7 protein-coding genes are annotated in these 13,648 nt (G+C 71.3%); 5 read left to right on the top strand and 2 right to left on the bottom strand.

Annotated elements, in window-relative coordinates; all coding sequences use genetic code 11:
* Positions 1 to 344 precede the first annotated feature (344 nt).
* The 5 genes from CYFUS_RS06075 to CYFUS_RS06055 all read left to right on the top strand — a co-directional run bounded on the left by CYFUS_RS06075 (position 345) and on the right by CYFUS_RS06055 (position 9,454).
* Entirely contained in the window at positions 345 to 1,457 is a 1,113-nt protein-coding gene (locus CYFUS_RS06075) for an S-(hydroxymethyl)glutathione dehydrogenase/class III alcohol dehydrogenase (RefSeq protein ID WP_095984370.1), read from the top strand.
* 2 nt (positions 1,458 to 1,459) lie between these two features.
* Entirely contained in the window at positions 1,460 to 2,305 is an 846-nt protein-coding gene (gene fghA, locus CYFUS_RS06070) for an S-formylglutathione hydrolase (protein WP_095984369.1), read from the top strand.
* Positions 2,306 to 2,483: 178 nt separating this feature from the next.
* Positions 2,484 to 3,530: a polysaccharide lyase gene (locus tag CYFUS_RS06065; RefSeq protein ID WP_095984368.1), complete on the top strand. Its 1,047-nt coding sequence runs from the start codon at positions 2,484 to 2,486 to the stop codon at positions 3,528 to 3,530.
* Positions 3,531 to 3,730: 200 nt separating this feature from the next.
* Positions 3,731 to 7,753, top strand: a complete 4,023-nt coding sequence (locus CYFUS_RS06060) for a serine/threonine-protein kinase PknK (RefSeq protein ID WP_232537397.1) — start codon at positions 3,731 to 3,733, stop codon at positions 7,751 to 7,753.
* 75 nt (positions 7,754 to 7,828) lie between these two features.
* Positions 7,829 to 9,454: a hypothetical protein gene (locus tag CYFUS_RS06055; protein WP_095984367.1), complete on the top strand. Its 1,626-nt coding sequence runs from the start codon at positions 7,829 to 7,831 to the stop codon at positions 9,452 to 9,454.
* Here CYFUS_RS06055 and CYFUS_RS06050 read toward each other — a convergent pair.
* Entirely contained in the window at positions 9,435 to 11,240 is a 1,806-nt protein-coding gene (locus CYFUS_RS06050) for an OPT/YSL family transporter (protein WP_095984366.1), read from the bottom strand. The two genes, CYFUS_RS06055 and CYFUS_RS06050, sit on opposite strands and share 20 nt — an antisense overlap.
* Positions 11,237 to 13,552: an ATP-binding protein gene (locus CYFUS_RS06045; protein WP_095984365.1), complete on the bottom strand. Its 2,316-nt coding sequence runs from the start codon at positions 13,550 to 13,552 to the stop codon at positions 11,237 to 11,239. Before CYFUS_RS06045 ends, CYFUS_RS06050 begins: the two co-directional genes overlap by 4 nt.
* Between the last annotated feature and the right edge of the window lie 96 nt (positions 13,553 to 13,648).

The raw sequence follows: 13,648 nt of genomic DNA, 5'->3' as shown, positions 1-13,648 counted from the left end.
CGGTGTTCCGCGCGGGAGCGGGGGGCCTGGGGGCCGGACCGTGCGTGTGCGGGATGTTCTCCTCCAAGTAGAAGGAGAGCGCGTCGAGCGAGGTGTCCACACTCGCGCAACCGGAAGCCAACAGGGAGAGACACAACGAGGCCACGAGGAGCCGCGTCCCGCCGGGCCCCGTGCTTCGCCGTCCTCTGTTGACTTCACCTCTCATGCGTACCGCCTGTGTTACCGCGCCGCGCGGCAAGCGCAATTCTTCGGCCGATGAAGAAGATCTCTGGCGGAGGCCGCGCACTGCTCCGTTACGCTCCGCCACGTCGCGCTACAGCTCCCCCAACCCACGAGGCATCACCATGGACATCAAGGCCGCCATCGCGTTCGAACCCGGCAAGCCCCTGCGCATCGAGACGGTGCATCTCGAAGGACCCAAGGCGGGCGAGGTGCTCATCGAGCTCAAGGCGACGGGCATCTGCCACACGGACGCGTACACGCTGTCCGGCAAGGATCCCGAGGGCCTGTTTCCCAGCATCCTCGGCCACGAGGGCGCGGGCATCGTGGTGGACGTGGGCCCGGGCGTCACCTCGGTGAAGAAGGGGGACCACGTCATCCCGCTCTACACGCCCGAGTGCCGCCAGTGTAAGTCGTGCCTGTCGCGCAAGACGAACCTGTGCACGGCCATCCGCGCCACCCAGGGCAAGGGGCTCATGCCGGATGGCACCAGCCGCTTCCGGCTCGGCAAGGAGCCCATCCACCACTACATGGGCACGTCCACGTTCGCGCAGTACACGGTGCTGCCGGAGATCGCCGTGGCGAAGATCCGCGAGGACGCGCCCTTCGACAAGGTCTGCTACATCGGCTGCGGGGTGACCACGGGCGTGGGCGCCGTCGTCTACACGGCCAAGGTGGAGGCGGGCGCGCGGGTGGTCGTCTTCGGCCTGGGCGGCATCGGGCTCAACGTGGTGCAGGCGTGCCGCATGGTGGGCGCGGATCAGATCGTCGGCGTGGACCTGAACCCCGGCCGGCGCGCCATGGCCGAGAAGTTCGGCCTCACGCACTTCGTCAACCCGGCGGACATGCCCGCGGCGGAGCTCGTGCCCTACCTCGTCAACCTCACCGGTGGCGGCGCCGACTACAGCTTCGAGTGCATCGGCAACGTGAACACCATGCGCCAGGCGCTCGAGTGCTGCCACCGCGGCTGGGGCGAGAGCATCATCATCGGCGTGGCCGCCTCCGGGCAGGAGATCAGCACCCGGCCCTTCCAGCTCGTCACCGGACGCGTGTGGAAGGGCAGCGCGTTCGGCGGCGCTCGCGGCCGCACCGACGTGCCCCGCATCGTCGACTGGTACATGGACAAGAAGATCAACGTGGATGACCTCGTCACCCACACCCTGCCCCTGGAGCGCATCAACGAGGGCTTCGACCTGATGCACAAGGGCGAGTCCATCCGCACGGTGGTGAAGTACTAGCCATGGACGCCCTGAAACCCCACGCCGAGAACCGCTGCTTCGGCGGCTCCGTCGGCTTCTACAAGCACACGTCCCAGGAGTGCGGCGGCGAGATGCGCTTCGCCGTCTACCTGCCGCCCCAGGCCCAGGCGGGCAAGGTACCGGTCCTCTACTACCTCTCCGGCCTCACGTGCACCGAGGACACCTTCCTCATCAAGGGCGGTGCACAGCGGCTCGCCGCCGAGCTGGGCTTGATGCTGGTGGTGCCCGACACCAGCCCGCGCCAGACAGGCATTCCCAAGGAAGACGTGGACTGGGAAGTGGGCACCGCCGCCGGCTTCTACCTGGATGCCACCCAGGTGCCCTGGGCCTCGCGCTTCCGCATGTACAGCTATGTCACCCGGGAGCTGCCCGAGCTGGTGGGCAAGCACTTCCCCGCCCGGATGGACCGCGAGGGGATTTTCGGCCACTCCATGGGAGGCCATGGCGCGCTCGTCTGCGCGCTGCGCCAGCCGGGCCGCTACCGCTCCGTGTCCGCCTTCGCCCCCATCAGCGCGCCCATGCGCTGCCCCTGGGGACAGAAGGCCTTTGGCACCTACCTCGGACCGGACACCGAGGCGTGGCGCGCCTGGGATGCCACGGAATTGCTGCGCGGCGGGGCGCGCGTTCCCCCCTTGCTCGTGGACCAGGGCACGAACGACAAATTCCTCGCGGAGCAGCTCAAGCCCGAATTGTTGCGCGCTGCCTGCGAGCAGGCGGGGCAGCCCCTGACACTCCGCTCCCAGGACGGGTATGACCACGGTTATTACTTCGTTTCGACCTTCATGGCGGACCACCTGCGGCACCACGCCGCGGCGCTAAACGCCTGAAACCTCTCGTCTCAATGACTGCTCACCCCGAGGGCCTGCTCCAGGGCCCTCGGGGGGCTCCTTCCTGGGCAGGCGAGCCAGCCTCGATTTCCCATCGGGGGGATGACGGGGACACGTCATTGGGAAGTTAAAAAGCAAGTCGCTTGTCCTTGTGGTCCCAACGACGAAAGGACACAGATTGAAGCGACTGCTGAACGTTGCCGCCCTCGCGCTGCTGGTGCCCACCCTGGCCTCGGCCTCCGTCGTCTGGAAGGGCGACCTCGAAACCGGAAATCTCTCTCAGTGGGACGCCGAGCAGAGCGTGTCCTCGAACCGCCTGTTGGTGGTGACCTCGCCGGTGCGCGAGGGTCGTTACGCGTTGAAGACCACCGTGCGCCAGGGGGACAATCCCATCAAGGCCAGCGGCAACCGCAACGAACTGGTCTATCTGAGCCGGGAAACCCCGGGCTCCGAATACTTCTACAAGTGGAGCACGCTCTTCCCCGCCAGCTTTCCGAGCTCGCCCAAGTGGGCGCTGTTCACCCAGTGGCACCAGGAAGGCCACAGCGGCTCCCCCCCGCTCGAGCTCTACGTGGTCAATGATCGGCTGAACCTGCGGGTGGGTGGCAGCAGCGGCAAGGTCGTCTGGACGTCGCCCATGCAGCGCGATCACTGGAACGACTTCATCCTCCACGTGAAGTGGTCCTCCGACAAGAAGGTCGGCTTCATCGAGCTGTACCACGATGGCAAGGTGGTGCTGCCCAAGACGTACATGGCCACGCAGTTCGGCAGCCAGCGCAACTACCTCAAGATGGGCCTGTACCGGGACGCCTCCATCAAGCCGGAGGGCATCGTCTACCATGACGGTTTCGTGCAGAGCACGGCCCTGGAAGACGTGCTGCCCGCCGTGGCCACCCAGGAGCCCCAGGTGGATCCCTCCGCGCCGGAGCAGCCGATCGACGCCGCCCCCGACATGGACGATCCGACCAGCGGCCCGCCCGATGAGTCGAACAACGGCGGCGCCGTCACCCAGGGTCCCTCCTCGGGCAGCTCCCCGGGAACCTCCGGCCTGGTGCCTGGCTCGCCGAACCCCTACGAGGACGGCCTGCAGCCCCAGAGCTGCGGTGGTGCCTCGGCCACCGGCGGCACGCCCCTGCTCCTCGCCGGCATGGTGAGCCTGCTCGTCCTGGTCAGCCGCCGCCGCAAGACGGCACACGCGCTCGCGCGCCGCTCCACCCAGCGCTAGGACAGTCGGGGCCCCCCTCCCGCATGTGAAACAGGGCGGCCCCCTTCCACTCAGCGTATGGGTCCGAAGGCCAGAACCCTCGCGTTGAAGTGCAGTGATGGCGCACGCTGAACAAAGGGGATGTACCGGGGAATGAGACGGTGTCCACCATCCGGGGTCATTTGGAGGAGGATCGCCCAGAGGGTGGTAGACTCCCGGACGTGCCGCGGTGCGTGACATGCGGACAGCGTTGGGAGGGGGCCCACGCGCATTGTCCCCGAGGAGCAACCCCGACCGACTCACCCCACGGGGGGGACGGCCGGGCGGCGCCATGGCGTCACATCGCCGGCTATCTCCTGGAAAAGGAGATCGCTCGCGGAGGGTTCGGCTCGGTCTACTCCGCCCGGCGCGAGTCCGATGGCGAGCGCGTGGCCATCAAGGTCGCCCACCCCGAGATTCCCCAGGCGCGCGCCCAGCTCGAGCGCGAGGCCCAGGTGATGCGCGCCATCGGCCCGCCCACCGTGCCCGCCGTGCACCACACGGGGGTGCTGCCCGATGGGGCCGCCTACCTCGTCATGCAGTTCATCCCCTGGCCCACCCTCGCCCAGCGCATGGCGCAGCGGGCGGGCCCCATGCCCCTGGCCGAGTTCACCCCCCGGGCGCGCGCGCTGCTCGACGCGCTCGCGGTGGTGCATGAGCGGGGCTTCCTGCACGGGGATCTCAAGCCCGAGAACATCTTCCTCGACGACACGACGCACACCGCGGGCTTCTTCGACTTCGGCCTCGCGCGGCCCGCGGGCGACCTCATCGTCACCGCCTCCCCAGACGACGCCACGCCCCCCCTGGGCCTGTCCTTCGCCGGCACCGCCGAGTACATGTCCCCCGAGCAGTGCGCGGGTCCCCACGGCCTCGACGCCCGCTCGGACCTCTATGCGCTCGGCGTGCTCTTCTACGAGATGCTCACCGGACGGCCGCCCTTCTTCGGCACCTCGGTGGACGTCATCCAGGCGCACCTGTCGCGCCGACCCCTGCGGCCCTCGGAGCTGGCCCCGATACCGGCGCCCCTCGAGCAGCTCGTGCTGCGCTGCCTCGCCAAGGAGCGCAGGTTCCGCCCCGACTCCGTGGCCGACCTGCGGCGCGAACTCCAGGAGGCCCTGACACAGGCCGAGAAGCCTCCCAGTCCCGTGCAGCTGCTCGTGCCCACGGTGGACAGGCCCGCCGCCTCCCCGTCCGCGGGCGTGCGGCGCTCGGTGGCGGTGCTCTTCTTCCGCTCGGGCGCCAATCCCGTCACCGTGCAGAGGGCACTGGCCAGCTTCGGCGGACAGATGGTCTTCCACGACGGCACACGCTTCGCGGGCGCATTCGATCCGGACGCGGGCGAAAACCCCGTGCAGCGCGCCCGCCAGGCCGCCGAGGGGCTCGCCCTGCAGAACCTCGCCCCCGCCGCGCTGGTGGACGTGGTCACCGTGACGGTGCAGCGCCGCGCCGGAGGCCCCGCGCGCTACCTCAGCCCCATCTTCGCGCGCCAGGACCGCTACCCGAGGGACCAGGACACCTCGGCGCTGTTGCTCACCGGCGCGGCGGTGGAGGCCCTGCCGGATCTGCGGTGCGAGCCCGTGACGGAGCGCGACGGCATCTTCCGCATCGCGTCCACCAGCCCGGGGCCCGAGGACGTCACCATCCTCCAGCACGGCAGCGGGGTGCTGGTGGGCCGGGGCAACGAGCTGACCGAGCTGCTCGAGAGCGCGGGCCGGGCGCTGGTGGATGGAGCGCCCACGCTCGTCACGGTGCTGGGCGACCGCGGCCACGGCAAGACGCACCTGAGCGCCGCGCTCGCCCAACAGCTCCACATGTCGCTGACCCACACGCGCATCGCCACGTGGCGCGCCCGCGAGCCCGTGCAGGGAGACCCCGAGGGCACCCTGCGCATGCTGCTGCGCGGCGCGCTCTACGGCTTCCGCAACGAGCAGGAGCTGACGGGCTCGGAGACGGAAGGGCGCGCCACCTGCACGGAGCTGCTCGGCCCCGCGCTGGCCCAGGAGCTGTGGCCCGGCGTGGCCTCCACCCTGGGCTGGCTCGCGCCGGGTGCCGCCGGACTGCAGAACTGGGCCGCGGCCCCCGGTGCGCTGCGCACGCTGGCCATGCGCGCCACGGGCGAGCTGCTGGCCGCGCGCGCCCGCCGCCAGCGGCTGTGCCTCATCCTCGACGACGCGCAGTACGCCGAGGAGACGGCGCTGGACGCGCTGGAATACGCCGCGCTCGCCGAGTCGCGCCTGCCCCTGTGGATCTGCGTGTTCGCGCGGCCGGGCTTCGAGCGCATCCGCCCCTCGTGGGGCACGCGCGCCGCGCGCCGGCACGTGCTGCCCCTGGGGGCCCTGGCGCCCCCGAGCGCCATGGAGCTATGCCGCACGCTGCTGCGCCCGGTGGAGAACGTCCCCGCGGCCGCGCTGGAGCGTCTGACCGAGCGTGCCCAGCGTGTCCCCCTGTTCCTCGTGGAGCTGGTGCGCGGCCTCAAGCGCCAGGGGCTCGTGCGCCAGCGCGCCAGTGGCGGGAGCTGGTTCCTGGCCACCGACGAGCTGGAGCGCATGCCGGAGATGCGGCTGGTGGACTGGCTGGCGGATCGCGAGCTGGGAGCGCTGCCCGCGGAGCTCGCGGCGCATGCGCGCCTGTGCGCCCTGCTCGGTCCGGACTTCACCGCCGCCGAGGCCGAGGGCGTGGTGTCCAAGCTGGAGGAGACGGACTTCCCGTTGGATCCCCGCCACGCCACGCGCCGGCTGGTGGACCTGGGGCTGCTCGTGTCCCACCGCCAGGAGGGGCTGAGTTTCCGCAACGAGCTGTTGCGCGTCACCGTGGAGCGCTCGCTGCCCGAGGCGGACCGCGAGCGCATCCACAGCGCCGCCTTCCGCTACTACTCCAGCGCGGCGGGCGCCGCCGAGCGTCAACGCCTGCCGCGTCTGGCCCTGCACGCCGCCGCCGCGGGCCTGCACGACGAGGCGGCCGCGCTCTACATCGACCTGGCCGAGTCCGCGCGCGGCCGGCACGCCTACATCGAGGCCGAGTCCACCTATACGCGCGCCCTGGAGCTGCTCGACAGCGGGGATCGGCGCCGGCGGCTCACCGTGCTGCGGGGCCGGGGGCTCATGCGCTACCGCGTGGGGCGCTACGAGGACTCGCTGGCGGACTTCGCCGGGGCGCGTGAGCTGGCGCGGGAGATCGGCGACTCCGCCGCCGAGGTGGACCTGATGCTGGAAGAGGCCATGGCCTACGACTGGATCAACGACTACGCGCGCTCGGAGGAGCGCGTGTACGCGGCCCAGCAGATGGCCGACGCCGGCAACCACCAATCGCCGCTCTTGCAGGTGCGGCTGCTGCTGGGCGCGGGGCGTGCGCAGTTCCGCAATGGTCGCTGGGAGGAATGCTGCGAGCCGCTGCAGGAAGCGGCCGAGCGAGCCCGGAAGCTCGGGGACGCGGGCTACGAGTCTCGGATCGTGGCGCAGTTGCTGCTCGGCGTCATCCTGCCCAACATCGGCCGCATCGACGAGGCCGAGCAGCTCTTCGAGGAGGTCATCGCCGCGTGCACCGAGCGTGGCGATCGGCTGCACCTGGGCAGCGCCATCTGCAACCGCCGCAACCTGTGGGTGGCGCGCGACGACTTCCAGGGCGCGATGCAGGACCAGGAGCGCTTCATGCAACTGGGGCGCGAGCTGGGCATGGTGGGCTGGGAGTACTTCGCCGAGCACAACATGGGCGAGCTGCTCTACCAGGCGGGCAACACGCAGGAAGCGGCCCCCCACATCGCCCGCGCCATCGAGCTGGAGCGGCACCACCCGGAGATGGCCCCGCGGCCCTGGGCCCTGCTGCTGCAGGCGCGCTCGCTCGCGTATACCGGCCAGGACGCCCAGGCGCGCGAGCTGCTCATGGACATCCGCCGGACGCTGAAGCAGAGCGGCGCGGAGTTCACCCCCTCGGAGGAAGTCATCTTCTCCCTGGTGGAGCTGGCCACGCGCGACGCGGGCGCCGAGGAGTGGGACGCGCTGCTCGCGCGCTCCAATGAATTCTCGGTGGAGCAGGAGCCGCTGGAGGTGCTGGAGCTGCGGGGCCTGGACTGGCTGCGGCGGGGCGAGCGGGCGCAGGCGCGGCTCATCCTGGAGGAGGCCCTGCGCCGCGCCGAGACGATGCCCAACGTGATGCGAGATCGCCTGCGGCGCAGCCTGGAGCGGGCCCAGCTCACTCCCGCGGCGTGAGCGGGTGGACCGCGGGAGGCAAGAGGCTCGCCGCCCCACTCCGGACATGGAGCTGACATAGAGTCGCGATCGTTCATGAACGGTCCTTCCTCCCCCGCCTCACCCTCTCTTCCGAACGGACGTGTCACCGGGCTCGTGGGCGTGCTCTGCGCGCTCGCGGTGCTGATGAGCACCTTCGCGCTCGTGCCCGACTACTGGCGGGAGCGGGGCTTTCCGCTCGATGACGCGTGGATCCACGCCGTGTACGCGCGCAGCGTGGCCCGGGGCGAGGGCCTCAGCTACAACCCCGGCGTGCCCGCCACCGGAGAGACCTCGCCCCTGTGGGCGATCGTCACGTCGGTGGCCTACCTCGGGGAGCCGGGAGTGGAGCGCTCGGTGCTCGTCACCAGGCTGCTCGGCTTCCTGCTGCACGCGCTCACGGCGGCGGGCTGCTACCTCATGTTCCGGGACGCGGGCCGCCGGTGGGCCGCGAGCGCGGCGCTGCTCGTGCTGGTGAGTCCTCATCTGGTGGCGGCGAGCATCTCCGGCATGGAGGTGCCCCTGGCCACGCTCGTGGCGGTGGGCTGTGTGCTCGTGCTGCTCGGCCAGCGGCCGGGCCTGTACGCGCTGTGTGGCGCGGCCGGCCTGTTGGCCCGTCCCGAGGGAGGGCTCTTCGTCTTCCTCCTGCCGCTCGTCGTGCGCCCCCAGCCCGGCCTCCGGCCACTCGTGCGCCGCTGGGTGGAGGCGGGCGTGGGCGTGGCACTCGCGGGCGGCGCGTGGGCCGCGTGGAACCTCCATGCCTCGGGCAGACCGCTGCCCGGGACGTTCTACGCCAAGGTCACCATCCACCCGGACGAGCCCGTGTTCCTGTCGATGCTGCGCGCCGCGGCGCTGGGACTGTGGAAGCTGCTGCCCGAGCTGGCCCTGCCCTGGCCCGTGCTCACCGTACTCGCCGTGCTCGCACTGCGCGCCGCGGTGTACCGCCGAAGCATGACGACCCCCGAGCGGAGGGCCGCCGGACTGCTCGCCGTGGGCCTGGTGTTCGTCGCCGTCTCCATGGCCCTGTTGCGCTCGGCGATCTCCCAGACCTTCTACCTCCAGCGCTATGTCCTGCCCGCGCTGCCCTTCATCCTGGCGCCCCTGCCCATCCTCCTGGGCGCATGGATGGAGGCCCGGCTGGCCAGGCACGGCCCGCGCCTGCCCGCGCTCGTCGCGGTGGCACTCCCCCTGGTGGTGGCCACGGGCCTCGTGCCACGACTGGAGCGGTTGGAGAACGACGCGCACAACATCGACGACCTGCAGGTGCGCGAGGGCCTCTTCCTCGCACGCGCCTCGCCCGAGGACGTCGTGTGGGTGCTCGACGCGGGGGCCTCGCGCTTCTTCGGACGGGCCTTCGTCGTGGACCTCCTCGCGCTCAACTCGCCCCGGATGCTGGACGACGACGCCCAGGCGTACCTCGCCGAACACCCCCCGCGCTTCCTCGAGTGGACGCGCGGCTGGGCCGCCATCCGCCCCGACACGCCCTCGGGAGTGCGCGAGGCGGCCACCTTCCAGACCACCACCCCGTACACCGTCTCCGCCGCGAAGACGATGGACACCCGGATGTTGCTCGAGTGCGTCCCCGGCTCCGGTGGCAGCTACACGCGCAAGCGCAACACCTGGCGCTATGAGTGCGCGGCACCCGCTCCGGCACCGCGAGGACTCACCCCGGCGGGGCCATGAGGCCGGAGGCGATCAGCACCGCGATGAGCACGCCCAGGAGCGTCTCGCCGAGGATGGCTCCGGAGCCCACCGCCTGCACGGACTGAAGCGCGGAGGGCCGCAGACGGCCCACGGCGGAGACCATCAGGGAGCCCAGGCAGATCGTCACCGCGTAGTAGGCCGGCACGAAGAACCCGATGCCCATGGCCGCCGCCGAAGGCAGCACCCGGGCCCAGCGCTCGCGCGAGCCCACCACCGACAACAGGCCGCCCGCGAGGAAGGCCCCGCCCATGGCCAGCGCGGAGCCGGGCGGCAGGCCCGCGAGGCCCTGGGAGGTGAGCTGCGCCACGGCCTTGAACTGCCTCGCGGTGGGCACGGGCAGCACGCTCGACTCGAGCCCATACACCGACACCAGCACGAGGTAGGCGGGAACGGCCACCGCGGCGCCCCACAGCAGACCCGACAACTGCGCGAGGAACTGGCGCGAGGCACTGGCGCCCAGCAGCCGGCCCGCCTGGAGCGACCACAAGCTCGCGCTGGTGTGCGACGCGGCCCCGGACACCACCGCTCCGGCCGCGATGTTGAGGCCCTCCCGCCCAGGCGCCACCGCGCCGAAGCCCACCTGCGTGAGCTGGCCCACATGGCTGATGGGCGCGATGTCCGACTGTCCCGTCGCCCGGGCACACACCACGCACAGCGGGAAGGTCACCCCCAGCGCCAGCAGCAACTCGAGCGGGCTCAACCCGAAGGCCCAGGTGCCCGCCAGCAGGCACAGGAGGATGACGGGAAGCACCGCCCGCCCCACCCCGCGGCTCACCGTGGACTCCCAGCCCTCGCGGTGCGCACCGAGCGCCCGCATGTCACCCACCATCGCCGGCAGCGCGCGCAACTGGGACAGCAGCGACGTGGCCGACGCCCCCACCATCAACCCCACGCCCGGCCACAACAGCCAGGAGGACAGCTCGCTGTACTCGGCCGACGCCTTCCCGGTGTGGACGAGCCAGGGCGCCACCCCCCCCCAGGTCAGCGCCGAGCCCAGCAACAGGCTCAAGCCCACCTGGGGACCCGCGAGCACGCCAATGCCCAGCAGCATCGGCGTCCACCCCACCCCCAGCAGCAGGCGATCCGCGCCCACCCCACCCACCCGCACGCTCGCCGGCAGCAACGACGCCCCGGGAATCACCCCGCGCGCGTCCCTCAGCCAGGTGAGCGCCGCGGAGAGCACGCCACTCACCCACAAGCCCCGTGCCCGCTCCGCGTAGGCCGAGCCCGTGGAGTGTAGCGTGGAGATGAGCTGCGAGGTGGCCACCCCGGTGGGAAACGGCAGCGCCTCCTCCTCCAACAGCCGCCGTCGCGACAGGTAGGCGAAGAGCACGCCCAGCGCACCCAGCCCCACGCCCCACGCCGCCGCCGCCCAGCCGGGAGGTTGCGTGCCCAGCAGCGCCAGCGCGGGTACCGCGCCGATCAGCCCCGCGCTCGCGGGCATCGCCCCCACCGAGACCGCGGTCGTCTGGGCGAGGTTCGTCTCCAGGGGCGACGGTGGGGCGCCGCGCCAGGAGAGCAACGACAGGCCCCCGAAGGCCAGCAGCGCCGACATCAGGCACCCGGACTCCCAGAGGCCCGTCTTCAGTCCCATGTAGACATTGGTGACGGCGAGCATCGCGCCAATGCCCAGGCCCACCAGCCACGCGCGCGGCGTCCACTCGGCCGGCGCGGAGGGCTCCGGTGCAACGGTCTGGAGCGGGGACTCCGGGGAGGACGGACGCGAGGCTTCCTCTCGCGCGCGATCCGCCTGTCGCTCGCTCACCTCGCACCGCCCTGGAGCAGGGCCACCGGCGGACTCGCCGCGTCATTGGACGCGGAGCCCTGCAACTGGGAGGAGCGGCCCACCAGGGCCCGGAGCTGGCGCATATCCAACGGCTTGCTGAGCTTCGGGTTGGGCACCTCCTGCAGGAAGCTCAACGCGCGTGGGGTGAAGGCCCCGCCCGTCATGAAGACCACGCGCTGGGCCTGGTCCGGCGCGCTGCGGTTGAGCTCGGCGTACAGGTCCATGCCCGTCATCCCCGGCATCATCACGTCACAGAGGATGAGATCGTAGCGGTTGCCTTGATCGAGCAGCTTGAGCGCGGCGCGCGCCCCGTTGACGGTGGCCACCTCGTGCTCGGGCGACAGCGAGCGCTGCAACGCCCGCGTCACGTACGGCTCGTCGTCCACCACGAGGATGCGCGCCCGGCCCACCGTGGGCAGGGGCTCCGGCTCCGAGCGCGCCTCCATGGGCGTGCCCGCGATCCCGAGGAACACGCGGAAGGTGCTGCCCCTGCCGGGCGTGCTGTCCACGCCGATACGGCCCCCCATCGAGTCGATGATGCCGTGGCAGATGGACAACCCCAGTCCCGTCCCCTCGCCCACGGGCTTGGTGGTGAAGAAGGGATCGAAGACGCGCGCGCGCACCTCGGGCGTCATGCCCACGCCCGTGTCGCGCACCTCCACCACCACCTCGCTCGCGCCATGGGAGCGGATGACGACGCGGATTTCATGCTCCTGCGCGTCCCCCTCGGGGATGGCATGCGCCGCGTTGAGCAGCAGGTTGAGGAACACCTGGCACAGGCGCGACTCGCTGCCCTGCACCGCCGGCACCGGCTCGAACTGCGTCACCAGCCGGGCCCGGTGCTTGATGACGTTGTCCGCCATCTTGCACGCCAGCTCCACCGCCTTGCTCGCTTCCACCGGCCCCAGCTTGTCCTCCTGCTGGCCACGGGCGAACGTCTTCAAATCCCGCACGATGGAGGCGATGCGCTCGGCGCCCTCCACCGTCTCGCGCACCACCTGCTGCAGCGGCTCCACCTCGGTGCCCACCGCCGATTGCTTGAAGCGCTCCAGACGCTCGGACACCAGGTGCAGGTTGACGAGCATGTAGGCCAGCGGATTGTTGATTTCGTGCGCCACGCCCGCGCCCAGCGTGCCCACCGACGCGAGCCGATCGGCCACCTGCAGGCGGCTCTGCAACAGCCGGCGCTCGGTGGTGTCGCGGTGCACGAGGATGTGCGCGATGGTCCGCCCCTCCGCGTCGCGCAGCGGCGCCACCACGGACTCGCACGAGCACTGCGTGCCGTCGGGCCGCTGGAAGTCCAGCTCCCCCGTCCACCGCCCCTGCGCCTCCAGCGCCGCGAGCACCTCGCCCGTGCGCTTGTCCTCCTGCCCCGGATGCAGGAGCGCCGAGAGCGTCTGACCGAGCGCCTCGGCCTTGCCCCGGCCGAACATCTTCTCCGCGCTCGCGTTCCAGTCGATGATGCGCCCGCCCCTGTCCGTGATGACCACGCCCTCGCACAGGCTCTCGAAGATGAGCGCCTGACGGCGCAGCTCCTGCTCGGCCAGCTTGCGCTCGGTGATGTCCATCACCGTGCCGGTGATGCGCACGGGCGCGCCCGTCTCGTCGCACAGCACGTCGCCCTTGCACGACAACCACCGGCCGCGCGCGCCCGACACCTCGATGCGGTACTCCACGTCCAGGTGCGCGCGCTGGGCGAGCGCCACGGCGAGCGCCTCGCGCACCCGCTTCAAATCCCCCGGCTGCACCACCTCGCCCAGGTCCGTGGGCCTGCCCGACAGCGAACCGACCGGCAGACCCAGGAGCCTGTCCACCTGCTCGCTCCACGTCACCGCGCCCGTCACCGCGTTCCAATCCCAGATGCCCACGCGCGCCGCGCTCAGCGCCTGGCGCAACTGCTCCTCGCCCTGCTCCACCAGCTCGCGCATGGAGAAGCGCAGCACCGTCACGGTGCCGATCTGCACCCGGTCCCCCTCGTGCAGCTCGGCGGACGCGATGCGCACGCCATTGAGGTAGGTGCCGTTGGTGGAGCCGAGGTCCGCCAGGTGGAAGCCGCCCTCGGGCGTGCGGGTGATGCGCGCGTGCCGGCGCGACACCCCATGGTCATTGATTTGAAAGCCCGCGTCCGCGCCCCGTCCGAGCACGTGCTCGCCCGCCTCGATGCGGAAGACCTTGCCGATGGCCGCCGGGGTGGTGGTGCTGGTGAGGATGAGGCATGCGCTCTCCGCGGCGGCGAGTGGCTTCGCCGGCCCTCCGCACATCGTGAGGTCGTCCACCATCTTCATGAGCATGCGCCTACCAGGGTCAGGGTTCATCCATCGGAGGGGAGTAGTATCCAGCAGACTCGGGTCCGGTCGCAGCACCCCCACCCGGACACGGGACACCCC

The organism is Cystobacter fuscus (assembly GCF_002305875.1).
Lineage (GTDB): Bacteria > Myxococcota > Myxococcia > Myxococcales > Myxococcaceae > Cystobacter > Cystobacter fuscus_A.
This window is presented reverse-complemented; position numbering and strand designations above follow the sequence as displayed.

Excerpts from the sequence above, each read along its gene's own strand:
- CYFUS_RS06075 (WP_095984370.1), top strand. The coding sequence starts at position 345 with ATGGACATCAAGGCCGCCATCGCGTTCGAACCCGGCAAGCCCCTGCGC.
- fghA (WP_095984369.1), top strand. The coding sequence starts at position 1,460 with ATGGACGCCCTGAAACCCCACGCCGAGAACCGCTGCTTCGGCGGCTCC.
- CYFUS_RS06055 (WP_095984367.1), top strand. The coding sequence starts at position 7,829 with ATGAACGGTCCTTCCTCCCCCGCCTCACCCTCTCTTCCGAACGGACGT.
- CYFUS_RS06045 (WP_095984365.1), bottom strand. The coding sequence starts at position 13,552 with ATGCTCATGAAGATGGTGGACGACCTCACGATGTGCGGAGGGCCGGCG.